This window comes from Halalkalicoccus subterraneus (assembly GCF_003697815.1).
Taxonomy (GTDB): domain Archaea; phylum Halobacteriota; class Halobacteria; order Halobacteriales; family Halalkalicoccaceae; genus Halalkalicoccus; species Halalkalicoccus subterraneus.
The window spans coordinates 17,788-39,975 of record NZ_RDQG01000066.1 but is presented as its reverse complement, the minus strand read 5'-3'; the positions used below and the strand labels follow the sequence as shown (position 1 = coordinate 39,975).

25 protein-coding genes are annotated in these 22,188 nt (G+C 64.9%); 13 read left to right on the top strand and 12 right to left on the bottom strand.

The window, feature by feature from the left end:
- Positions 1-25 precede the first annotated feature (25 nt).
- Positions 26-235 carry a hypothetical protein gene (locus tag EAO80_RS14920; protein WP_122090666.1) on the top strand — a complete coding sequence of 70 codons (210 nt, stop codon included), beginning with the start codon at positions 26-28 and terminating at the stop codon, positions 233-235.
- A gap of 6 nt (positions 236-241) precedes the next feature.
- Here the strand turns inward: EAO80_RS14920 and EAO80_RS14915 are convergent, their stop codons facing one another.
- Both EAO80_RS14915 and EAO80_RS14910 read right to left on the bottom strand, forming a co-directional pair.
- The gene (locus EAO80_RS14915) at positions 242-658 is read right to left on the bottom strand and encodes an EamA family transporter (protein ID WP_122090665.1); all 417 of its coding nucleotides are present in this window, start codon (positions 656-658) and stop codon (positions 242-244) included.
- Positions 659-719: 61 nt separating this feature from the next.
- Entirely contained in the window at positions 720-1,370 is a 651-nt protein-coding gene (locus EAO80_RS14910; RefSeq protein WP_122090664.1) for an alpha/beta hydrolase, read from the bottom strand.
- A gap of 78 nt (positions 1,371-1,448) precedes the next feature.
- On the opposite strand from EAO80_RS14910, the gene EAO80_RS19860 reads away from it, so the two are divergent.
- From EAO80_RS19860 to EAO80_RS14900, 4 genes are read left to right on the top strand one after another with little or no spacing between them, the layout of a single operon-like run.
- Positions 1,449-1,625 (top strand): HVO_0416 family zinc finger protein, encoded by a 177-nt coding sequence (locus EAO80_RS19860; protein ID WP_162994030.1) that lies wholly within the window; start codon positions 1,449-1,451, stop codon positions 1,623-1,625.
- Between the two features lie 55 nt (positions 1,626-1,680).
- Positions 1,681-1,839 carry a DUF7563 family protein gene (locus tag EAO80_RS19855; RefSeq protein ID WP_162994029.1) on the top strand — a complete coding sequence of 53 codons (159 nt, stop codon included), beginning with the start codon at positions 1,681-1,683 and terminating at the stop codon, positions 1,837-1,839.
- Between the two features lie 45 nt (positions 1,840-1,884).
- The gene (locus EAO80_RS14905; protein WP_122090663.1) at positions 1,885-3,723 is read left to right on the top strand and encodes a UvrD-helicase domain-containing protein; all 1,839 of its coding nucleotides are present in this window, start codon (positions 1,885-1,887) and stop codon (positions 3,721-3,723) included.
- Positions 3,724-4,857, top strand: a complete 1,134-nt coding sequence (locus EAO80_RS14900; RefSeq protein ID WP_122090662.1) for a M24 family metallopeptidase — start codon at positions 3,724-3,726, stop codon at positions 4,855-4,857. It begins immediately after the preceding gene.
- A gap of 59 nt (positions 4,858-4,916) precedes the next feature.
- Here the strand turns inward: EAO80_RS14900 and EAO80_RS14895 are convergent, their stop codons facing one another.
- Together EAO80_RS14895 and EAO80_RS14890 are read right to left on the bottom strand one after the other, a co-directional pair.
- Positions 4,917-5,147 (bottom strand): DUF7533 family protein, encoded by a 231-nt coding sequence (locus tag EAO80_RS14895; RefSeq protein ID WP_122090661.1) that lies wholly within the window; start codon positions 5,145-5,147, stop codon positions 4,917-4,919.
- A gap of 62 nt (positions 5,148-5,209) precedes the next feature.
- Positions 5,210-5,473 carry a DUF7533 family protein gene (locus EAO80_RS14890; RefSeq protein ID WP_122090660.1) on the bottom strand — a complete coding sequence of 88 codons (264 nt, stop codon included), beginning with the start codon at positions 5,471-5,473 and terminating at the stop codon, positions 5,210-5,212.
- Positions 5,474-5,575: 102 nt separating this feature from the next.
- Between EAO80_RS14890 and EAO80_RS14885 the strand changes: the two genes are divergently transcribed.
- Positions 5,576-6,178, top strand: a complete 603-nt coding sequence (locus EAO80_RS14885) for a riboflavin synthase (protein WP_122090659.1) — start codon at positions 5,576-5,578, stop codon at positions 6,176-6,178.
- Here EAO80_RS14885 and EAO80_RS14880 read toward each other — a convergent pair.
- Positions 6,147-7,169: a PrsW family intramembrane metalloprotease gene (locus EAO80_RS14880; RefSeq protein WP_122090658.1), complete on the bottom strand. Its 1,023-nt coding sequence runs from the start codon at positions 7,167-7,169 to the stop codon at positions 6,147-6,149. The two genes, EAO80_RS14885 and EAO80_RS14880, sit on opposite strands and share 32 nt — an antisense overlap.
- Before the next feature lie 126 nt (positions 7,170-7,295).
- Here EAO80_RS14880 and EAO80_RS14875 point away from each other — a divergent pair, with 126 nt between their 5' ends.
- Positions 7,296-7,670 carry a DUF7532 family protein gene (locus EAO80_RS14875; RefSeq protein WP_122090657.1) on the top strand — a complete coding sequence of 125 codons (375 nt, stop codon included), beginning with the start codon at positions 7,296-7,298 and terminating at the stop codon, positions 7,668-7,670.
- The gene (locus EAO80_RS14870; RefSeq protein ID WP_122090656.1) at positions 7,667-9,016 is read left to right on the top strand and encodes a DUF402 domain-containing protein; all 1,350 of its coding nucleotides are present in this window, start codon (positions 7,667-7,669) and stop codon (positions 9,014-9,016) included. The genes EAO80_RS14875 and EAO80_RS14870 overlap by 4 nt, the downstream gene beginning before the upstream one ends.
- Here EAO80_RS14870 and EAO80_RS14865 read toward each other — a convergent pair.
- Positions 9,009-9,404 carry a DUF5611 family protein gene (locus tag EAO80_RS14865; protein WP_122090655.1) on the bottom strand — a complete coding sequence of 132 codons (396 nt, stop codon included), beginning with the start codon at positions 9,402-9,404 and terminating at the stop codon, positions 9,009-9,011. The two genes, EAO80_RS14870 and EAO80_RS14865, sit on opposite strands and share 8 nt — an antisense overlap.
- Positions 9,405-9,443: 39 nt before the next feature.
- The gene (locus EAO80_RS14860; protein WP_122090654.1) at positions 9,444-10,244 is read right to left on the bottom strand and encodes a DUF7093 family protein; all 801 of its coding nucleotides are present in this window, start codon (positions 10,242-10,244) and stop codon (positions 9,444-9,446) included.
- Positions 10,245-10,345: 101 nt separating this feature from the next.
- Between EAO80_RS14860 and EAO80_RS14855 the strand changes: the two genes are divergently transcribed.
- Positions 10,346-10,636, top strand: a complete 291-nt coding sequence (locus EAO80_RS14855) for a DUF6432 family protein (protein WP_122090653.1) — start codon at positions 10,346-10,348, stop codon at positions 10,634-10,636.
- Between the two features lie 63 nt (positions 10,637-10,699).
- Positions 10,700-11,773 carry a CAF17-like 4Fe-4S cluster assembly/insertion protein YgfZ gene (gene ygfZ, locus EAO80_RS14850; protein ID WP_122090652.1) on the top strand — a complete coding sequence of 358 codons (1,074 nt, stop codon included), beginning with the start codon at positions 10,700-10,702 and terminating at the stop codon, positions 11,771-11,773.
- Here the strand turns inward: ygfZ and EAO80_RS14845 are convergent.
- The 4 genes from EAO80_RS14845 to EAO80_RS14830 form a co-directional block, all read right to left on the bottom strand.
- Complete coding sequence (locus EAO80_RS14845) at positions 11,770-12,855, bottom strand: geranylgeranyl reductase family protein (protein WP_122090651.1); 1,086 nt, start codon at positions 12,853-12,855, stop codon at positions 11,770-11,772. The two genes, ygfZ and EAO80_RS14845, sit on opposite strands and share 4 nt — an antisense overlap.
- Positions 12,856-12,976: 121 nt before the next feature.
- Positions 12,977-13,969 (bottom strand): WD40/YVTN/BNR-like repeat-containing protein, encoded by a 993-nt coding sequence (locus EAO80_RS14840; RefSeq protein ID WP_122090650.1) that lies wholly within the window; start codon positions 13,967-13,969, stop codon positions 12,977-12,979.
- A 56-nt stretch (positions 13,970-14,025) separates the two neighbouring features.
- Positions 14,026-16,971 (bottom strand): excinuclease ABC subunit UvrA, encoded by a 2,946-nt coding sequence (gene uvrA, locus EAO80_RS14835; RefSeq protein WP_122090649.1) that lies wholly within the window; start codon positions 16,969-16,971, stop codon positions 14,026-14,028.
- A 191-nt stretch (positions 16,972-17,162) separates the two neighbouring features.
- Positions 17,163-18,251, bottom strand: a complete 1,089-nt coding sequence (locus EAO80_RS14830; protein ID WP_122090648.1) for a glycosyltransferase family 4 protein — start codon at positions 18,249-18,251, stop codon at positions 17,163-17,165.
- A gap of 105 nt (positions 18,252-18,356) precedes the next feature.
- Here EAO80_RS14830 and EAO80_RS14825 point away from each other — a divergent pair, with 105 nt between their 5' ends.
- Positions 18,357-18,572, top strand: coding sequence for an NAD-dependent epimerase/dehydratase family protein (locus tag EAO80_RS14825; protein ID WP_122090647.1), 216 nt, complete (start codon positions 18,357-18,359; stop codon positions 18,570-18,572).
- On the top strand, positions 18,569-19,393 hold the full coding sequence (locus EAO80_RS14820) for a ParB N-terminal domain-containing protein (RefSeq protein WP_122090646.1): 825 nt from the start codon (positions 18,569-18,571) through the stop codon (positions 19,391-19,393). Before EAO80_RS14825 ends, EAO80_RS14820 begins: the two co-directional genes overlap by 4 nt.
- An 859-nt stretch (positions 19,394-20,252) precedes the next feature.
- On the opposite strand, the gene EAO80_RS14810 is transcribed toward EAO80_RS14820, so the two are convergent.
- On the bottom strand, positions 20,253-21,158 hold the full coding sequence (locus EAO80_RS14810; protein ID WP_122090645.1) for a serine/threonine-protein kinase RIO2: 906 nt from the start codon (positions 21,156-21,158) through the stop codon (positions 20,253-20,255).
- A gap of 369 nt (positions 21,159-21,527) precedes the next feature.
- Between EAO80_RS14810 and EAO80_RS19850 the strand changes: the two genes are divergently transcribed.
- Positions 21,528-21,980: a hypothetical protein gene (locus tag EAO80_RS19850; protein ID WP_162994028.1), complete on the top strand. Its 453-nt coding sequence runs from the start codon at positions 21,528-21,530 to the stop codon at positions 21,978-21,980.
- Positions 21,981-22,188: the final 208 nt, after the last annotated feature.

Here is a 22,188-nt window from a genome sequence, read left to right as displayed (position 1 = left end):
CCCGACCGGGGACTGAAACGACCATATGGCAGATATCGGCAGTCCGTTCGGTGTCGACCTCGCGACCACGACCTTTGGGGCGGGACTCTCGCTCGTGCTCTCGGCGGCAGTCATGCGATACGGCTACCGGATCCCCGAGTACAACAGCACGGAACTGCTGGGAATCGCGGGGCTCGGTCTCGTCGCGGCAGGGTTCCTGCTGGGGATCGTCATGGTGCTACGCGGGCTTCGATGAGCCGAATTACTCGACGCCGATGAGATAGATCGCGAGCGCGGCGAAAGCGATTCCCAGTAGCTTTCTCGCGGTGAGCGGCTCGTCGAGGACGGCGATACCGAGCAGCGAACTCGTCACGACGAACATCCCGAACAGGGGCACGACGACGCTGACCGGGCCGACCGACAACGCGTAGTAGTACGCGAGCAGGCCGACGGTGAGCGCGAGCGCCGCCGCGTACATGTACGTCGCCCCGGGCGAGACGAGGTGCGGCGTGACGCGCTCGCCACGATAGACGACGACGCCCGCCGCACCCAGCGCGAACGTCGAGGCGGCGATCAGCGTCACGACCGCGCTCGGAACGCTTCGGGTCGCGAGGTTCACGAGCGGCGGGAAGACGGTGTACGCCACCAGCGCGAGGACCGTCCAGCCGACGTAGTTCATACCCGACGGTCGGGCGCGGCGGACAGAAGCGTTGGGAAAGGCGACGGCGTGGTGCGCGGGTTCAGAGCCGCTCGGCCACCCACTCGGCGACGGCCCGGATCTCCTCGGGATGGGTACCGTGGCCCACCGGATAGACCTCGAAACGCACGTCCGCGCCCGCCTCCTCCAGCAGTTCTGCGGCGCGCTCGGCGCGCTCGACGGGGATGACCTGATCGCTCTCGCCCGCGCCGATGAACACCGGCCTATCGCGGGCGTTATCCACGCTGTCCTCGTGTGATTCGGCGAGATAGCCGTTCAGCGCGACCACCCAGTCGTATCGCTCGGGGCGCTCACAGAGCGCCGCGAGGCTCGTGATCGACCCCTGACTGAATCCCAGCAGGCCGATCCTGTCGGGATCGAGGTCGTACTCTTCGAGTGCCCATTCGACGAAGTCGTGGACGAGGTCGAGGCTCCGGCGGAACTCCTCGGGGTGGGGCTGGCTCGCGTGCAGCCCGCCCGCCGAGAGGTCGAGTTCGTACCAGGTGTAGCCGCCCTGAAGCCGATCGGGCGCGCGGACGCTCAGGACGTGGAGCTCGTCGGGCAGTCGCTCCGCGATCGGGAGCAGGTCCTGCTCGTTCGTCCCCCGGCCGTGGATCAACACGACCGCCGGAGCGGGGCCGTCGGTCGGGGTCTCGGGTGCGTTGCTGACGTGTTCGAGCGGGGCGTCGGCCATACCCCGCCTACGATCCCTCGATATAAACATCTGGCCGGCCCGAAAGGTTATGTACTGTCGTGTCATACCATACCACGTATGGCCACCGCACCCGACGGCGACGACATGTTCGACCAGTTCCTGTCCCAGCGCGGACACGAAACGGAACCGGTAGGGTGGGACACCGACTATAACAAGAAGCAATGTCCCGACTGTGGCGGCCTTCACGATCAGGCCGCGTCGAACTGTAGCGTCTGCGGCTGGGCGCCCCAGTAGCCGAGGGTCGACGGGCGGAACTGTTTATTGGTCGCAGTGTGTGAGGACGAACCGAATGCCCGAGTGTCAGAACTGTGGCTCGTTCGTGACCGAGGCGTACGTCCGGGTGTTCACGCCGCCGGACGTGGACGAACCGCGCGTCTGTCCGGACTGTGAGGACCTGATCCGCGACGGCGCGGAGATACGGGAGGCACGCTCCACACGGGGCGGCTGAGCGAATCCACCGGGCTTATCACCCACAGGCCCGTGAGTTGGTGCAATGGCTGACACACAGGTCACCCGACTGTTCGGTGGGCCGGGCAGCGGGAAGACGACGGCGCTGCTCGACCGTGTCGAGGAGATCCTCGAGGACGGTTCGGTCGACGTCCGTGACATACTGGTCGTCTCCTACACCCGGGCGGCCGCCGCCGAGATCCGCGACCGGCTCGCCGAACGCCTCGACATCTCGCCGCGAAGCCTGCAGGGCAACGTCTGTACGATGCACGCGAAGGCCTACGAGCTGCTCGACCTCTCGCGGGGCGACGTCGTCGGCGAGAAGCAGAAAAAGGAGTTCTGTGAGTCCTATGGGCTCGAATTCGAGGACGAGTACAGCGGCGCGGGCCGCCGGACCGCCCGCTCGACCACGCTCGGCAACAAGATCATCGCGACGAGCCAGTGGCTCCAGCGAACGGATAGAGAAGTCGGCGACTGGTACGACGTGCCCTTCCAGTGGAACGACGAGGAGGTGCGTCTCCCCCCCGAGCTCGACGAGAACTCGATGTCGGGCAACAAGTACACCCCGACGTGGCCCTCTGATGACGACCGGATCGACATCCCCGAGGCGATCCGCGCGTGGCGCGGGTTCAAGGGCGAGGAGAACCTCGTCGGCTTCGCGGACATGCTCGAACGGGTCAAGCAGCGCTCGTTGGTCCCGAACGTCGAGTATCTGGTGATCGACGAGTTCCAGGACATCACTACCCTACAGTACGCCGTCTACGAGGAGTGGAAACCCCACATGAGGGGCGTGTTGATCGCGGGCGACGACGACCAGGTCGTCTACGCCTGGCAGGGCGCGGACCCCGCGCTCCTGCTCGACGCCCAGGTCGACGAGGACGTCGTCCTGCCCAACTCCTATCGGCTCCCCTCGCGCATCCTCGACGTCGTGAACAGAGAAGTACGGCACATCGAGAAGCGCCAGGAGAAGGACCTCAACCCCCGCAAGGAGGGCGGGTTGGTCGAGGCCGTCGAGAGCCCCTCGATGCTGGATCTGGTGCGAAACGTCCGGGCGACGGTCGCGGAGACACCGGACGAAACGATGATGGTGCTCTTTCGGGCGCGCTACCAGATGTTCCAGTTCCTCGATGAGTTCATCAGCGAGGGGATGCCCTTCGAGCTGCTGACCGACCAGCGGATGTGGACCGACCGGCTCCAGCAGTTCATCGCCGCCGTCGAGAAGGTCGATAACGGCGAGGAGATCAACGGGCTCGAAGCCCGTCGTCTCGCGGACATGCTCGCCGATTCGGCCTTCAGCACGAACGAGCGCGACGACCTCTTCGACGAGATCGACGAACGAGAGGAGGCCGCGGGCGTCGACAGCGTCGCCGAGATCACCATCGAGCCCGAGGTGATCCGCGAGTACGCCCCGTTCGTCCCCGATCCGGTCTCGGCGGCGGACATGTCGAGAAAGATCACGAGCTTCCAGCGAAAGAGCGTCAAGGCCTACTTCGCGACGGGCACCTACGAGGGCGCGGACCCCGAGCGGATTCGAATCGGGACGATCCACTCGGCGAAGGGGCGTGAGGCCGACCACGTCTTCGTCGCGACCGATTTGACCGAAAAGGTCGTCGAACAGATGGCCGCAACGATCGAGCAGGAGCAGGTCCCCATGGAGGAGGAGTTCACCCGAACGACGAGCCCGGTACCGATGTTGACCGACAACGAGCGCCGGGTCTTCTACGTCGGGATGAGTCGGGCCCGCGAACGCCTCGTGTTGCTCGAGAACCTCGTCAACGGCGCGCCGACGCTGCCGCTCGACGTGTTGCTCTGCAACGAGCCCCGCGAGGAGTCCATCGAGGAGCTGATCGCGGAGGCCGACGCCCCCGAGGCCGAAGTCCACTAGATGAACGACGGGCCGCTCGATTCCGAACTCCAGGAGCGAAACGCCGACGCCTTCGTTCACGTCGGCGACTGCTTCGACGACGACCTCAGGTACCTCACTGGCTTTTCCGGCCCGGATCGCGACTACGCCTACGTTTACGACGGTGAGAACGGCGGGGCGACCCTCTGTACGCCCCGGCTGTTCGAGGAACAGGCCCGCGAGGAGTTCTCCGGTCGGGTGGTGAGTGTCGCCGAGCAGTCGTCGAGGACCGCGGGCGAGCGCGCCGCGGAACTCGTTTCGGGGACCGTGTTGGTCCCACAGGGAATCCCCCACGACGCCGCGCTCTGGCTCGAACGTGCGGGCTGCGGGATCGAATCGACCGACGTCGTCGAACGGATGCGGGTACGGAAAACCGAGGAAGAAATCGAGCGAATCAGTGGAGTACAAGACGCCGCTCAGGCGGGGATGGCCCTCGCCGAGACGGTGCTGGCCTCGGCCGAGGTCGGGGACGGAACTCTCAACTGGGACGGCGAGTCGCTCACCACCGAACGCCTGCGCCGCGAGGTAAACGCCGCGATGGCCCGCGAGGGCGCCGCCCCGGCGGGAAACACCGTGATCGGGGCCAGGGAAAGCTGTGCGGATCTCCACTTCACCGGCGACGTACCGATAGGACCCGGAGAAACCGTCCTGATCGATCTCTCGCCGCGCGGGCCGGCAGGCTACTACGGCGACCTCTCCCGAACGTTCGTCGTCGATTCGGAGGGCGGCTGGGAGCGACGGGCGTACGTCGCCGTCGAGCGCGCACAGGACGCCGCCTTCGAGGTGCTCTCGGCGGGAGCGGGGACGGTCGCGAGCGCGGTCCACGGGGAGACCGCCGCCGAGATCAGTGCATATGGATTTCGGCCCGACGGATCGCCGGGCTTCACCCACGGAGCGGGCCATGGCGTCGGGATGAGCCTCCACGAGGCGCCGTCGCTCCGGGCGGACCGGGAACTAGAGGCGGGAATGGTGCTGACGGTCGAACCGGGCGTCTACGACCCCGAAAAAGGAGGTGTTCGTATCGAGGACCTCGTGGTCGTCCGCGAGGAGGGGTTCGAGAACCTGACCGACTATCCCCGGTCGCTCGTCCCGCAGGTCAGGTCGTCCGACCAGTAACGGTTTCGACGACGGCTCCTGAGAGGATCGGATCCGGGTTCTACCTGTTGTGGCTCTCGTCAGTCGCCCCGGCGGAAGGGAACGAGCCCGCGAAGCCAGTCGCGGGGGCTGCCGATCCGGCGGACGATGTACTCGGGCAGAAAGAGCATCGCGACGGCGACGAGCAAGAACCCGGCGCCGAAGACCGGCCGGCCGGACGTCAGAAACTCGACGCCGATGACGCCGAGCGGGACGGCGAAGATCAGCCCCGAGCCCAGCTGGATCATGCTCAGGATGCCGGGGAGTTTCATGCCTCGCGTTGATCGTCGACGGCTAAAAACCCTGCCGGCCCCGAAGGGTCAACCCGCAAAGATCACTCCGAGCCGTCACGTTCGTCGTCCTCCTCGGGCGTCTTGGCGACCGTCCCGACGGCGGCTCCCGCGATGTCCCCGGGGAGGTCCATCGGCGTCGTGAGCGTCTGGGGGAGCCACACCATCGCCACCGCGACGACGACCAGCCCGCCGCCCAGTATCGTCTGGCCGTCGAGAAGCCGGTTCAGCCCGAACACGCCGACCGGAAGGGCGAACACGAGCGAGCCCGCCAGTCCGATCATATCCAGAATCCCCAGGTTCGCCATCGGCCGTCGGTAGACGCCCGATGACCATAACGTATCTGGCTCCCCGAACCGATGTCGGAACCCCGACGGAACCCTTTCGTGTCGACCACTCCAAGCCGAGGTATGTTCACCGGGATCGTCGAGGCGACCGGCGAGGTCCTCGTGAGGACCGAAACCGACGACGGGCTGCGCCTGCGGATCGGCTGTCCGTTCGCGAGCGAGCTCGAGGGCGGCCAGAGCGTGAGCGTCAACGGCGCGTGTCTGACCGTCGAGGAGAGCAGTGCCGAGGGATTTTCGGTCTTTCTCGCCGCCGAAACCGTCTCTCGAACCTATCTGGGTGAGCTCCGGGAGGGCGAGCGGGTCAACCTCGAACGCGCGATGCCCGCCGACGGCCGGTTCGACGGTCACGTCGTGCAGGGTCACGTCGACGGCGTGAGCGAGGTCCGAAGAATCGAAGGAGTCGGCGAGGACTGGCGCTTTTCGTTCTCCTTGCCCGACGACCTCGCGAACTACGTCGTCGAGAAGGGCTCCGTTACGGTGGACGGCATCAGCCTCACCGTCGCGGACCTCTCGAAGGGGGAGTTTACGGTCGCGATCATTCCGACGACCTACGAGGAGACGACGCTTCCGGGGAAGGAGGTGGGCGATCCCGTCCATCTGGAGGCCGACGTGATCGCGAAGTACGTCGAGCGGGTTAGCGCCCCGTATCTGGATCGAACTCGGTGAGTTCGGGGGTCGGCTCGTCCTCGTCGCCGCGCCGGACCCCGGCGTCGGCGTACGCCCGCCGGTAGGCCGAGATCTTCCGGTAGAGAAAGTAGCCCACCAGGCCGTCGTAGACGACGATGAAGCCGATCAGCGCGACGGCGGGCGTGATCCAGCTCGCCGCTCCGACGAGCAGGATCGGAACGACCCCCGAGAGCGTGTTGTACAGCGCGTGAAAGACCGCCGCGATCAACAGCCCCTTGATCACGATCGGGCCCCAGTCGTCGGGGTTGAACTTCGCCAGTCCGAGGTAGAAGCCCGCGATCGCCGAGTAGAGCACGTGACCCGGCCCCGCGAGCGCACGCACGGCGGCGGTGTCGCCCGCCATGCCGATGATCTCCGTGCCCGCCACGCCGGCTTCGAGCCCCTGCGTGATGTACAGCGCGTTCTCGATCGTTGCGAAACCCAGTCCGGCCGCGGCGCCGTAGACCGCCCCGTCGATGACGGCGTCGAAGCGGACGTCGCGGTAGGCATACAGACGCACCGCGAGCAGTTTGACCGTCTCCTCGACGGGGCCGACGACGAGGAAGAAGAACAGCGGCAGGCCGATCACCGCCGGAAGCACGTTGAACGCCGGCTGGAGGAGGGAGTTGACGACGGCAGCGAACATCGCGAACAGGATCGCCAGCAGAAAGCTCGCGACGAGCAACGAGAGGGGTTCCTCGGTGGTGACGTCCATATACCAGACGTACGCGGCGATGGCGAAGGCGGGAACCACCGAGAGCGCGACCAGCACGCCCACGATCGGGTCGGCGACCGCACCCAACCCACCGAGAACCAGCTGAACGATCAGGAAGGCAAGCGCCAGCAGCACGACGAGCGCCTTCGTGCCCGCGACGCCGATCCGATAGATCCACGCCGCGAGCGAGTCGAGCGCCGACCGGCGCTCCCACGTCGAAATCTCGTAGAGGTCGCGCGAGCCGCGCGTCTCGCGTTCGACCGGGTCTCGCTTCATACCCACAGTACGGAACGACACACCCCTAATCCTTTGGCCCAGCACGTAGCCCAGCGGTCAGTACGACGATACCCGCTTTCGCCGACGACTAGTCAGACTCAAACCGACCGCGACACGAACCCCAGTATGCACTTCGATCAGCGCACCCAGCGAGCGCTCCGCGAGGCCGGCCTCGACCAGGACGCGATCATCGAGGTCTCCGACCGCGTCGCCGAACTCGTCGAGGAGGACGCCACCCAGTTGGAGGCGTTCTTCGCCGAGCACGACACCGTTTACTCCGACATGGAGCTCGCCCACGGCCGCGAGGAGTTCCCCGAGCACGCCGTCGAGTTCTGCGATCTGTTCACCCACGGCGCCGATATCAGAGGGTATCTCCGCTTCGATACGTGGGGCGTGCCCGTCGAGGGTGGGCGGGTGCTCTCCGACGGGCTCGTCGAGCTCTCGCTCGGCCCGACGGTCGACGCCCGCGTGAAGTTCGCGGCCTCGCGCGACGCCCTATGAGGGTCGCGCTCCGGGGAATCTACACGACCGCGCTCTCCCGGCTGTTCTCCGAGGCGGGCCACGAAGTGGTGCAGGCAACTGAGCCGATCCACGAGCGTTTCGCGGAGGAGTTCCCGGATGGCCCCGCCAATCTCTCCTGTGCTACGAGTCGCGACCGCCAGGGCGTCTCGCTGTCGGGCGATCCGGACGCGGTCGCGGAGGCGAAAGAGCTGCTCGCCGTCGGGCGCGACGCCTTCCGGTGGGACGACCCGACCCCGCTGGGCTCGATCCACGAGGGGACCGTCGAGGGGACCCGCGGCGGCGGGGCGGTCGTCTCGCTCGACGGGGGCCGGAGCTACCTGCCCTTCGACGACACAGAGGGGTACGTCGAGAAGGGCGACACCCTTCGAGTCCAAGTCACGGATCCCGCCGCCCCCTGGAGCGGCGACGATCCACGCGTGTCGACGGCGATCAGCGCACGAACGCCCGGCGGGCTGGCGGCGCTTCGCGAGGGAGAGTCGGGGATCGACGCGCCCGACGCCGAGACCGCCGGACTGGTCGATCTGCTGTCGGTGGAGGTCCCGGACGGCTGGGGCGTCTCGCTCGGCCGGCGTGCGCGGGGGGCGGGCCTCGACGACCTGGACGAGGCGCTCTCGCGGGCGGCGGTCCTCGCCGGGGAGATCGAGGAGGGCGAGTCGAACCCGTACGCGGGTGCGTGGTGCTGGTTCGGTCGCGAGAGCCGGTTCTCGCTCGATGACGTTCGACGAGAGGTCACGACCACGATGGCGGGCCACCACCGGATCAAGGCCGGCTCGAACCGCGCGAGCGACGCCGTGGACTTCGCGGAGGCGCTCTGTGAGCCCGAAGGGTTCCCCTTCGACGCGGTCGCGAGCCAGTTCGGCCCTCAAACGGGCGACGGGCTCGCCATCGAGCACGGCAAACCTACTGGACGGGTGATCACGCTCGGACGCGGCGAGGTGACCGAGTACGACCCCGAAGGCTCGATCACGCTGCGCCGCGAGATGACCGCGGGCGGGAGCTACGACGCGCTCGACGTGCCCCGCGAGTCGGGTGACGTCGCGATCACCACCCTCAAAGAGGGGCGCTGGTGGTATCCGACGGTCTACGAGACCGGAGACGGCGAGACGAAGGGGACCTACGTCAACGTCTGTACGCCCGTCGAACTTTTTCCGAACAGCGCACGATACGTCGACCTGCACGTCGACGTGATCAGGAGAACGGACGGGACCGTCGAGCGCGTCGACGACGACGAACTGGACGCGGCGGTCGCTACAGGGCTCGTACGCGACGAGCTGGCCGAAAAAGCTCGCGACGTGGCGACGGCGATCGAGCGCGCGCTCAGCTAGCGTCGGGGACGTCGGTGTCCTTGTCCTCGACGTCTCGTTTCATCGACTCGCGGCGCGATTTGGCGTCCCGACCCGTTGCTTCGAGCAGGAAGCTGTTCTTGGCGTCGACCGCGTCGGCGGCGGCGTCGGCGTTGCCCTCGGCGATGACGTCCTCTGCGGGGCGTTCCTCGAAGTGGACCGCGAGTTTGTCCTTCTTGCCGCTGTAGGCGACCGCCCCGGCGACGATCCGCTTGAAGACGGGGTTGTCGGGGTCGTCGACCACGTGGAGGTCGCTGCCGTTGAACTCCTCGGTGTCGGTGATCGAGCCGAAGTACTCCTCGATGGTCCCCTCCATGTCGGGGATCCGCTCCTCGAGGTGCTCGCCGCGTCGCATCTTGTACTCTCGCATTGGCCTCCGTTCGACAGCGGCGGATTTACGGGTTTCGTCTCAGCGCTCGCCTTCGGAGAGATACCCCTTGTGACACTCCGGACAGATGTCGCCCGCCCGAAGCGACTCCCGGTCGTCGAGGCCGGAGGTCCCACAGTTCGGACAGAAAAGCGTCGTCTCACTGGCCGATTCGGGCGGCCGGTCCGGGGCGGGCCGCGGCCCCGCACTGACGAACGTCGGCTCCGTATCGCCAGCGTCCGTGCTCGACCCGCCCGAAGAGTCGATGATCTCCGCACCCTGGTCCGTCTGCGGGGTCAGCCCGCCGCCGAACTCGAGATCCGTCTTGCCGTCGGGCGCCTCCGCGTCGAACCCCTCGTCCTCGCCGTCGGTCTCGGGCCACCCGCTGGATCCGTCTCCACCCCGCGCGTCCTCCACGTCGGGCCAGGCACCCGAGTCGCGCTCGGTCCCGTCCGGTCCGTCGGCGGGCGCCCCGTCGACGATTTCGGTGTCCTCGTCGGCGGGATCGGCGTCGGCCCTCGCGTGGGAGTCCGTCCGCGGTCGGCTGTCGACTGGGCGGTCGGCTTGCGGGGACGGGGACGCGACGTCGGGACGGGGCCTGATCCCCGGTCCCCCGGTCTGCGCTTCGGCCGACTGCGGGGTGTCCTCCCGGATGGACTCGGTTCGCGATCCGGTGCGCTGGGTGACCTCGGTGTTCTCGCTGATGGTCTTTGCCTTCCCACAGTGGACGCAGCGTTCGAGTTCGACCACGCTGATGACGACCTCGTTGCCCCGCTCTTCGCGCTCGCGTTCGATCTCGCTTTCCCCGTACTCGTGTCCGAGAAGGGAACACCGAAGGCTCATGGCAGTACCTACCCGGTCAGGGCTAAAAGAGTACTGCTCCGTCAGAGGTCGGCGACCCGAGCGGCCCACAGTATAAATCCCCTCCCGACGGAGTGGGGGGTATGGGCGCAAAGCGGGTGCACCGGAACCGCACCGACAGCGAGGTCGCCGTCATCGACGCGCTCGTCGAGCGGCCGGACGGCGGGATGACTGTCCTCGAACTGCGGACCCGTGCGGACGTGACCATCGACCAACTCGAAACCGCGCTGAGCGAGCTGAAGCGCGACGACCTGATCGCCGTCGAGAAGAACGGCGACCGCACCGTCATCCGCCCCGACGAATCGGTCCTTCCCGACCCCGAGGCGGACTCGCCGTCGCTCCTCGACCGGCTGCGTGATCGCCTCCCGTTCTAAGCGCCACGCTTTACCGCCGCGACCACCGATTCGGAGTATGAGCGACACAGCGAGGGGACGACGGTGACCGTCCTCGAACCGTTCCACGAGAACCACGGTGCCACCTTCGAGGAGCGCGGCGGCCGACGGGTACCGCGCCACTACGGCCGCCCCGAGCGCACGCATCAGGCGGTGAGAAACGGCGTCGGGGTCATCGAGATGGCCTACGGCGTCCTGACGATCACCGGCGAGGACAGGGTGGAATACGTCGACAACGTCGTCTCGAACCACGTCCCGACGGACGACGGCGAGGGCACCTATGCGCTGTTGTGTGATCCTCAAGGCCGGATCGAACTCGATCTCTACGTCTACAACGCCGGCGAGCGTCTCCTGCTTTTCGTCCCGCCCGGACGAGCCCAGGAGCTGGCCGATGAGTGGCGCGAGAAGGTGTTCATTCAGGACGTCGAGATCGACGTCGCGAGCGACGACCTCGCGGTGTTCGGGGTTCATGGGCCGAAAGCGACCGAGAAAGTCGCGAGCGTGCTCAACAAGATCGGCGTCCCCGAGGGCGAACTCGTCTTCGACCGGGGGACGATCCACGACGTGGGCGTCACCGTCATCGCGGGCGACGACCTCGCCGGCGAGGACAGCTACGAGATCGTCTGTAGCGTCGCGGAGGCCGACACCGTCCTCGATACCCTGATCAACTACGGGTCCGGGGCGGTCCCCTTCGGTACCCGGACCTACGAAACGCTGACGCTGGAGGCCGGAACCCCGCTCTTCGCGAGCGAATTGAAGGGCCGGATCCCGAACGTGCTGGGGCTCAGGAACGCCGTGGACTTCGAGAAGGGCTGTTTCGTCGGCCAAGAGGTCATCAGCCGCGTCGAAAATCGAGGGGAGCCCAGCAAGCGCCTCGTCGGCCTGCGGTGTGAGGCGGTTCCCGAGGCGGGTGCGTCAGTTTCGGCCGACGAGGTGGTCGGGGAGGTGACCCGCGCGATCGAGAGCCCCTCGCTCGACGAACCGATCGCGTTCGCGCTCGTGGAGTTCGGGCTCGAAAGCGAAGAGGTGACGGTCGGGGACGAGACAGTGGCCGCGATCGTGAGCGAACTACCGTTCGTCGAGGGCAGCGGGCGCTCGGCGCGGGTTCCGAGCTATTAGGACCGCGAGAACAGCGCCTTCAGTTGGGCGCGCGAAAAGAGCGAGCTCGGACGGTCCATGTGAACGCCGATCTCGCCCGAGAGCGCACCGAGCCCCGCTTTCTGTACCGGCTCGGGCAGCGAGTAGGCCCGCCGGAGCCAGCCGCCCATCCGGATCTCACGGGAGAGGTCCGTGCGCCACGCTTTTTCGTAGGCTTTGAGGCTCGTCGGGTCCTCGGGGTCGATCCGCTCGGCGGCGTGGTCGGCGGCGGTCATTCCATACAGAATCCCGCCGCCGGTGAACGGTTTCGTCTGAGCGGCCGCGTCGCCGATCAGGAAGCCCCGGTCGCTGGTGACTCGCTTGGGTGGGCCGATCGGGATCATCCCCGAACAGACGTTCTCCGTGTCGGCGCCGTATCCCTCGGTGAACTCCTCGAACAGCCCGCGGACTTCCCGGCCCGGTGGGGCGCCGAGGCCGTACTCGACGCCGGCTTCGCCCCGTGGAATGCGCCACGCGAAGAATCGCGGGACGGTCAGGTGGACGTCGACGCGGTCGCCGTGGTCGGTCTCGTCGGTGAAGCCGAGCACGCCGTGGAGCAGCTCGTCGGGCTCGTCGATCCCGAGGTCGCGTCGAGTTCGAGAGATAGGTCCGTCACAGCCCGCGACCATCCGCGCGCGGAACTGCGCCGACCCGTCGGGCGTGCTCGCCGCGACGACGACGTGGTCGTCCTCCTCGATGACCGCCGTGACGGTGTGGCCTTCCCGCAGATCGGCGCCGGCATCGCGGGCGGCCGCCGCGAGGTGCCGGTCGAGCCCCACGCGGTCGATCACGTTCGAGATCGGCTCCTCCCGATAGAAGGGGTGGGACTCGCTTCCGGGTCCGTCGAGGTGGAACCGCGCGCCCGTGATCTCGTTCTGGAGCAGTTCCTCACGAGCGCCGTCGGTCGTGTATTCCCAGATGTCGGTGCTGACGTGGCCCGAACAGGCCAAGGGCTCGCCGACGGAGCCCTGCTCCAACGCGAGTACGTCGTAGCCCTCCTCGGCGGCGCGGCGGGCGAAGCGCGAACCGGCGGGACCGGCCCCGACCACGACGAAGTCGTACATGGACTGACTCTACCGGAGCACCGACTAAATACCTTCTCGCTTCCGCGGCGGAAACGAACGGAAACCGATCACCGGTTTCGAAGGCGGAAAGCGAACCGACGAAGGCCTTTGACCGGGTTTTTCAGACGACGACCAGCCCGCGCGGCGCCTGTCGCTCGAACTCCTCGGACCAGTCGATCGGGAGACGCGCCCAGGACTCCCCACCGTCCTCGGAGCGAAAGAGCCCGCGGTTGTTCGCGGCGTAGAACTCGCCCTCGTGGACCGCCAGCACCGCCCGGACGACGCCCTCACCCATAGGAAGCCCCCGATCATGGAGGCGCTCCCAGATGCCGTCCCGCCGACGATAGACGTACGAATCGGCAGAACCGGGGGAGTGGGCCGAGCGCGCCCCGCTCGCACTCGAAACGAGGACGGCATCGGGGTCGCTCGGATCGGGGCACACGCTCCAGCAGTAGCGGTGATCCAACCCTTCCTGCAGGTGAGTCCACGACTCGCCGCCGTCGTGGCTCTCGGCGTAGCCGTCGCCCGCCGCGGAGTAGACCCGTCCCGGGTCATCGGGATGGGTCGAAAGCGAGTGGTTGTCCCGGCGCGATCCGGGGGGACGCTCGCGCCACGTCCCGCCGGCGTCGTCGCTCACGAGTAGCGCGCCGAGTTCGATCCCGACGTACACTCGCCGAGGATCGTGCGGATCGAGTTCGATCCACCGGACGTGGTGGGTGTCCGGTCTGGGCGGGAAGTACCACTCGGGCTCGGAGGGCTGGTCGGTGATCCCCTCCACTCGCTCCCAACTGTCGCCGGCGTCCCGGGAGCGGTAGACCGCGCTCGGTTCGGTGCCGACCCAGACCGCCTCGGGGTCGTGGGGACTGACGGTCGCGCTCATCACCCGGTCGGCGTCGATTCCATCGCCGACTCGCTCGAACGAACGCCCGCCGTCGGCGCTTCTGAGGGGACCGTTCTCGAAGGTGCCGACGAAGACCCGCTCAGGAGCCTCGGGCGAGACGGCGAGACACTGGAGGTCGTACTCGCCGAGGCGGCGTTCGCTTCGCCAGCCGCTGTCGTCGTCCCCGCGGGCGACGAGCAGCGTGTTCCGCATGGCCGCATAGACGGTGGTCATACTCTGAACTACGGGATGCAAGGAAAAGAAGGCGCGGACGACCGAGCTTCCGCGGATCAGTCGTCGTCGGCGATCGCCGGCCGACGCTCGTCGGCGCGGGGGCCCTCGATGTCGACCGCGGGAAGCAGGTCCCGGAGGTAGCGACCCGTGTGTGAGGCCTCGATCTCGGCGACCGCTTCGGGCGTTCCCTCGGCGACGATTTTCCCTCCATTCTCGCCGCCCTCGGGGCCCAGGTCGACGATGTGGTCGGCGTTCTTCACGAGGTCGAGTTCGTGTTCGACCACGACGACCGAGTTGCCGTTGTCGACCAGCCGCTGAAGCACGCTGATGAGCTTTCGCTCGTCCTCGCTATGGAGGCCCGTCGTGGGTTCGTCGAGCAGGTAGAGCGTGTCACCGGTGTTTCGCTTGCCCAATTCCTCGGCGAGTTTGATACGCTGGGCCTCACCTCCCGAAAGCGTCGTCGAGGGCTGGCCCAGTCGCATGTAGTCGAGTCCCACGTCCGAGAGGAGCTGGAGGCGGCTCTTGAGCCGCGTGTCGTGTTCGAAGAATTCGAGGGCCTCCTCGACGCTCATGTCGAGGACGTCCGCGATGGTCTCGCCCTTGTACTCGACGTCGAGGGTCGCGTCGTTGTACCGCGATCCTCCACATGCCTCACAGGGCACGTAGACGTCCGAGAGGAAGTTCATCTCGATCTTCACAGTACCTTGCCCGCCACACTCCTCGCAGCGCCCGCCCTTAACGTTGAAGGAGAAGCGGCCCTTCTCGTAGCCACGCTGTTTCGCGAGGCTCGTCTCGGCGAACAGCTCGCGGACGTAGTCAAAGACGCCGGTGTACGTCGCGGGGTTCGACCGCGGGGTCCGGCCAATGGGCGACTGGTCGATCAACCGGACCTTCTCGATGGTCTCGATGCCCTCGACGTCGTCGTGGTCGCCGGGGTCGACTGACGTATTGTCGTTCATCCGGCGCGCGAGCGCCTTGTAGAGGATCTCGAACATCAGGGTGGACTTGCCCGACCCCGAGACGCCCGTGATCGCCGTGAACGCTCCCACGGGGATCTCGACGTCTATGTCCTTCAGGTTGTGCTGGCGCGCGCCCCTGATCGTCAGCGTCTCCTCGAACTCTCGCCGGGTTTCGGGCACCGGAATCGCCTTGCGCCCCGAGAGGTAATCGCCGGTGATCGACCGCTCCGCGGCACAGATCTCGTCGAAGTCGCCCTCGGCGACGACCTCGCCGCCGCGCTTTCCGGGGCCGGGGCCCATGTCGACGATGGTGTCCGCGCGGCGCATCGTCGCCTCGTCGTGTTCGACGACGATCAGGGTGTTGCCCAGATCGCGCAGCCCTTCGAGGGTGTTCAGAAGGCGGTCGTTGTCGCGCTGGTGAAGTCCAATGGACGGTTCGTCGAGCACGTAGAGCACGCCCACCAGTCCCGATCCCACTTGGGTCGCAAGCCGGATGCGCTGGCTCTCACCGCCCGACAGCGAGGAGGCCTCCCGATCGAGGGTGAGATATTCGAGGCCGACTTCCTCCATGAAACCGAGACGGGCACGGATCTCCTTGAGGATCTCCTCGGCGATCGTCAGATCGCGCTCGGAGAGGTTCGCCTCCATTCCCTCGAAGTGCGCAAGGGCGTCGCCGATGCTCATTCGATTGACCTCGGTGATCGCAGTGTCGTCGACGAGGACGTGTCTCGATTGTTCCTTCAGCCGGGTGCCCTCGCAGGCAGGGCACTCGGTGACGGCCATGTACTTCTCGATGTGCTCGCGCGTCGAGTCCGAGTCGGTCTCGACGTGGCGCCGGTCGAGGTTCGGGATAACGCCCTCGAAGCGTTTCTCCTTCCGCCGGGTGCCGTTTCGCGTCGAGCGCTTGAACACCACTTGCGAGTTCGTCCCGTAGAGGAACTGCTCTTGGACATCGTCGGAAAGCTCCTCGAAGGGTATCGACGGGCTCACGCCGAAGTGCTCCGCAACGGCGTCGATTCTCGTTCTGTAGTACGAGCGGTTGTAGCTCCAGGGTTCGAAGACGTTCTTCAGGGACTTCGAAGAGTCCCGGACGACGAGCGACTCGTCGACTTCCTTCGTTTTTCCGAGCCCCTCGCACTCCGGGCAGGCCCCGTAGGGGCTGTTGAAGGAGAACGACCGGGTCTCGATCGCCGAGAAGCGGAAGTCGCTGTTGGGGTTTCCGAGTTCCTCGGAGAACTCGATTACCACGCGCTCGTCGCCCTCGCCGGCGAGCGAGCCAGTCGAGCGGGTGTTCGAGCCCAGATCCATCCCATCGGGCGGATCGGGCACGATGAGTTTGAGGACGCCGTCGGCCTCCTCCAGCGCGGTCTCGACGCTGTCGGCGATCCGCGAGCGCGCGTCGGGCGCGATCTCGATGCGGTCGACGATCACGTCGATGGTGTGATCGTAGTTCTTGTCCAGATCGGGTTTCTCGAGCGTGAGGTCGTAGCTCTCGCCGTCGACCTCGACTCTGGAATAGCCCTCGCTGACGAGCTCGTCGAAGAGATCCTCGAAGGCGCCCTTCTGGTCGCGTGCGACCGGCGCGGCGATCATCGCCCGGGTCCCCTCGGGTAACGAAAGGATCCCGCGGACCATGTCCTGAGCGCTCTGCTCGCCGACCTCCTCACCCGTAATTGGGTCGTACTGCGTGCCGACCCGCGCGTACAGCAGTCGGAGGTAGTCGTGGAGTTCGGTGACGGTGCCGACGGTCGAACGAGGGTTGTTCGCGGCGTTCTTCTGGTCGATGCTGATCGCCGGCGAGAGCCCCTCGACCGACTCCACCTGCGGCTTGTCCATCTGCCCGAGGAAGTTCCGGGCGTAGGCGCTGAGCGACTCGATGTAGCGGCGCTGGCCCTCGGCGTAGATCGTCTCGAAGGCGAGCGAGGACTTGCCCGATCCGGAGAGACCAGTAACGACCGTGAACTCCTCGCGTGGGATCGACACGTCGAGGTCCTTGAGATTATGTTCCTCTGCCCCTTTGACCTCAATAAAATCCCGACTCATTGGGAGAACGGTATGGGTGCGGAGAGGGTATAGTCATCGGTTTCAGCGGCAAGCAGTGGGGACTAGTAGCACGATAGAACGGGAAACGGGGAGACGAACTGGCCGGCGGAATTAGCGCCGCGGCGGTGGTGACGGCTGGCCTCCTCGCCGTCGTCGGGACGATCTATCGTCGAACGCGTCGTCCTCGCCGTCTACCCCAATGTCACTTGCCGGTAGAGGGCCGCGGTTCGTTCGCCGATGGGTCCCCATGGGAACTCTGCCGCCCGCTCGTAGCTGTGTTCCTCCATTGCATCGAGACCCTCGCGTGCCTCGTAGGCGGCCGTCATCGCGTCGCGCAGTCCATCGGAATCCGTCGGGGAGTAGAGAAACGCCCCCTGCTCGCCGACGAGCGCGGGAATACAGCCCAATCGCGGTGCAACGAGCGGCTTGCCGAACGAGAGCCCCAACATCACCGATCCGGAGGTCATGATCTCCCGGTAGGGAAGGACGAGGACGTCCGCGGCGTTGACGTACGTCTGGATCTCCCCGTCGGGGACGAACTCGAGGACGCCCGCGGCGTCGGGCATCGTCGCGAGCCGTTCGACGAGTCGCTCGCGCAGTTCGTCGTCGCTCGGTCGCCCGGCGACGAGCAGTTTCGCAGAGAAATCGAGTTCGTCGAAGGCGTCGAGCAGGCCCGGTACGTCCTTGTACGGGCGGATCTGTCCGAAGAAGACGAACAGGAAGGTCTCCGGGTCGATCCCGAGGCGTTCGCGCGCCTCCGCGGTACTCATCTCGTCCGGATACGAGCCGATGTAGTTGCCCTCCTCGATGATCAGGACCGTCTCGGGATCGGCACGAAACAGCTCGACGACGGTTTCCTTCGCGCTCGGACACGAGACGGTGATCCGGTCGACGAGCGTGGAGAGGACGCGGCTGACGGCGTGATCGAGGCGGACGTGATGGCGCTCGTGGTTGTGTTTGTTGTGGACCGTCCAGACGAGGCCGACTCCCAAGAGTTTGAGCACCAGAACGTCGAGGAGAAACGCGACAGCCCGCAGGGCCGACCGGAGGAACTGGACCGCCCCTTCGAGCCGTGACTCGGAGTAGCTGGGGACGACGAAAAAGGGGTGAGTCCAATGGAGGTGAAGGACGTCGAAGCGCTCGCGGCGGTAGTTCCGGACGAACGGGAAGTACTCCATTGACTCCCCGATTAGGAGTGGGATACCCTGTTTCTCGACGCTTTCGAGCAGTCGGTTCTGGTAGTCGTTGCTCTCGAAATACGGGAGATGGAGCACTTTCATCGAGTTCGAGGACGGGATCGGGTGGGATATAATCGTCTATGGAGCGACCCGAGACAGCAATAGCGGTGTCTTGATATCCATAGATGGCGTTTTCAGTCGGTGCTAATGGAACTCGGAGGCTACATCCCTTACTGTGACGACCACCCCGAGAAGGCGTTCGCGGTGAACCTCCTCGGAACGCGGCGGCTACTGGAAGCCACACAGAGCGTGCCGTCGATCGAAAGAATGGTCTTCACATCGTCCACAGCGGTCTATTCGGCGCTCGACGGGCCGCCCTCGCAGGGCCAACTCGTCGACGACCCCGGGGGGATCACCGGATGAGCGAATGGCTCCCAGCGAGGGCCCGCGATCTGAGCCTCCGTACGCGAGAAGCCTATCGTGTGGGCGGGATCCGTCGTCTCGCGTGGAAGACGCTCGAAAAAGCGCTGTTCGGCTACCGGTGGCTTCCAAGCGATCTCTACTGGTGGCTCGCCCCGCGATACTACCGCCGGAGTCGGTCGTTCGAGACGGCTCGATATAACGCGCCGCTAGACCCGCTCAAGATCGAGTGGGTCGACCCGGCCCTGATCACCCACAACACGATGCGACCCCATCCCGCCTGGGCGGATCGGAAGGCGGGATTGGGATCGGTTCGAGGCGGCGACTGGGACCGGCCGGATCCGGACCACCCGATGCCGACGCTGGTCAGTGAGACGGACACCTACAAAATGCTCGAACAGCGCTTCGTCGAGGGCATTCCATGGGAGGAGACCGACAAGATACGGCGTCATCTCCGGGAGATCGACCGTGGGGAGGACACCCACAGCTGGAGCTCGCGGGCGGAGATCGCCCGACGGTGTGCAGCCTACGAACGCCTCTATAAGACCCTTCATCAGGACGGTTACCGGAGCCAGGAGTCGATTCAGCGCGATCGGGGGGACAGGGAGTTCTTGAAGAGCAGGACCGAGGAGGTCGTCGTGGACGTCGGGCGTGACGGTCAACTCCTCCACGTCGACGGCCGCCATCGCCTGACACTCGCCCAGTTACTCGGTATCGAGACGATTCCCGTCTGTGTTCTCGTCAGACATCCGGAGTGGATGACGGCTCGCGACGCCGCCTTCGGACGGAACACCGAGACGGACCATCCCGACTGCCGGGAGTAGACGAAGGCTCGGACCGACCGAATCGCAGTAGTTTCGAACGCCAAAACTCGTGTCTGCATTGATCCAGCCGTTGTACCACTACCAATCTGAACGTCCAGTTAGTCTGGAAGGGATCGTGAGTATAGTGGCGGTTGTATTCGCTAGTACTGTGCCTCGGTACGTTCTGACTCCTGAGCCCAGCCGATATTCCCACGGACGCGTGCCCATCCCCGCTTCCAGACGAGCCAGTATCCGGGAATCACGCCTGCTATGAATAGAACAACGTAATACTGTGCTTCGACTACAGGTGAGTACACAGTAGTCGCGATCACAGTAGCGAACCGCAGGACGAACCAGAGTTGCGCCGCGAGAAAATGGCTGATCACGAAGGTACCGACGAGTCGCTCGTTGACTCCGGCGGGTTCAGTCCTTGCCCCGATCCGGCTTCGGTAAAGCAGATACCCGATAACGAGGGGCTGAAGGACAGTACACCCGATTGCCCACAGAATTTCACGCTACTCCCTCGCTCGGTAGCGTCAAGGAAAACCCAGTAACCGACGAGAACTAAGAACACTACGTGAAACAGGTTAAAGGGGGATCCGAAAAGGTTCGAGAATATCTGATTCACATACAAAAATGATTTTTATATGATATAATACTTCGCCCGATCGGGGAGACTACCAGCAACGAAACCACGTTCACTTCCTTGAACGGGCTTTTGATGACGGAACAGATGTAGTGAGAGACGGTGGCGGGAGTTGCGTGTGTTGTACGTCCGCATGAGGTGGCCCACCTCATCGCCGACGAATGGACCGACTGGATCCGTACGAACCGGGCCCGAGGAACTCGTGAAATCGATTTCGATATCGTCGAATAGAATTCATTCGAGAGCCGCGAGATGCTCGAACTCCCCGTCGCGAACCGTCCGGACGAGTTCGTCCTCGTCGATTTCGGGGACTTGCCCCGGGTACTTGCGCTCGAAATACCCGAACAGGTTGCGAACGTCGCGCGCGAGGAACTCCGTTGCGTTCTCGTGGTCGGCAGGGACCACTTGTGGCCAGTCGAAGATCGTGATCCCGTCCTCCGCGACGAAGACGTTGTACTGGCTCATGTCGGCGTGGACGTATCCCAGTTTGTAGGCCGTCGTCAGTTCTCGGAGGATCATGTCGAGGATCGGGCGCACCTGCTCGGTATCCAGCCTCGTGCGTGAGAGTTCGACCCCGTCGATCTTCTCCATGATCAGCGCGTGGCGGTTCTGGTCCTCGGGACGCGGAACCGAGACGTCGGGATAGAGCGCTTCGAGGGCCTCGTACTCGCGTTCGGCGGCCTTTCGGGCGGTGTAGAACCACGAGAGGTGCTCCTTTTCGGACGTGTAATCGCGTTCGCGGCGAACCTCTCTGAAGTTCGTATACCCCTCGCGGTGGAACTTCAGGGCCATCGGACGGTAGGACTGGACCTCGAAGACGTCGCTTTCCTTTCCGACCCCGAGGGGAACCCCAAATCCCTCGATGGTTCCTCGCTGGGAGAAGGTGCGCAGTGCGAGTGCGTCGTAGCCGTCCATCCGGAGACGGATCCCTTCGTACTGGATGGTCTTTCGTTCGACGAGCTTGCGATCCAGACAGCGATCAAGCCGGAAGTCGACCTCTTCGGAGGAGAGACCCGAAAAACGGGGAAGCTTCTCCCGGTCGACCCACTCGCTGAACCGCATCCCGTGTTCGACGCCGGACAGCAGATGGAAATCCTCGGCTGCGAGCTCCTGCATGACGCTCGCGACGTTCCGTGTCATTGACGCCGGTAGGAGCGACGCCCCTAAAAGCCCCGCGAGGAACGATGAATCAGATAGGACGATATAAAACCGCTGGTCGAGCAGAAGTTCGGAGAATGGATTCCTACAAACTGACAAATAACTGAAGTTATTAGCGTGAGTTAATCACGGTCGCAATCTCTTCGACCAATAGTCTGCCCCTCGGAGAGCTGTGGCTTTGCTCAGCCAGCCCTGACCACAACAGCCGACGCTACGGACAGGAGCATCGTCACGGAGCTTGCACAGACAGTCGAGAGGTAGTCGGTCAATACACGGACCGCTTATTTATTTCATTTACTAGAAATATCGAATGGATCTAGTATTCAATTGGGAGTAGGAGTAATAGATCCTATGGCGACTCCAGATGGATTAGGCGAGTCAAGAACGGGAAACAAAAGCGGGGTTCCCAATGCAATTGGATATATGTTTACCGCCTTCATTATCACGGCGGTGTACTTTTACTTGGTTCTGGAAAACTCTACAGTACTGGGTAGGTCTCTATATTATAATATTCATGTGTATCTATGGTGGCACGGTTATCTAGCGATGTTGGTAATTACTGCGACTGGCGCCACCCTCTACACGGAGAGCATCGGACGGCCGCTTGGACTCTGTTACGGGTGCGGAGCTGGGCTCGGACTCAATCTAGGTGGGATTGGTATCACAGCCGGACCACCAAGTCTGCTCTTCCGGTTGGGGTGGGCAGTAGTGCTGGGCGGGGCTATCGCAGTGATCGTCGGCGGAGTAAGTGCAACGCTTGCGTATATAACTTCTAAGTTAGAACCTGCGGGAACACCCGAATGAGGATATCGCTGTCCAACCTGACGTTCCATTACACCTAGACAGAGGCGAGTACAGTGGCGAGTGTTGTTAGTTGTATTGATACGTTCCTGCATTGCCTGAAACCATCTGACTAACGGTAATTCGACTTTCTGAGAGTAGTTTCTGGGTAGCGGCGGCGCTCTTCTCGCCGACTTATTTTCACATCATAATGCGTTTATTCTATCACGTC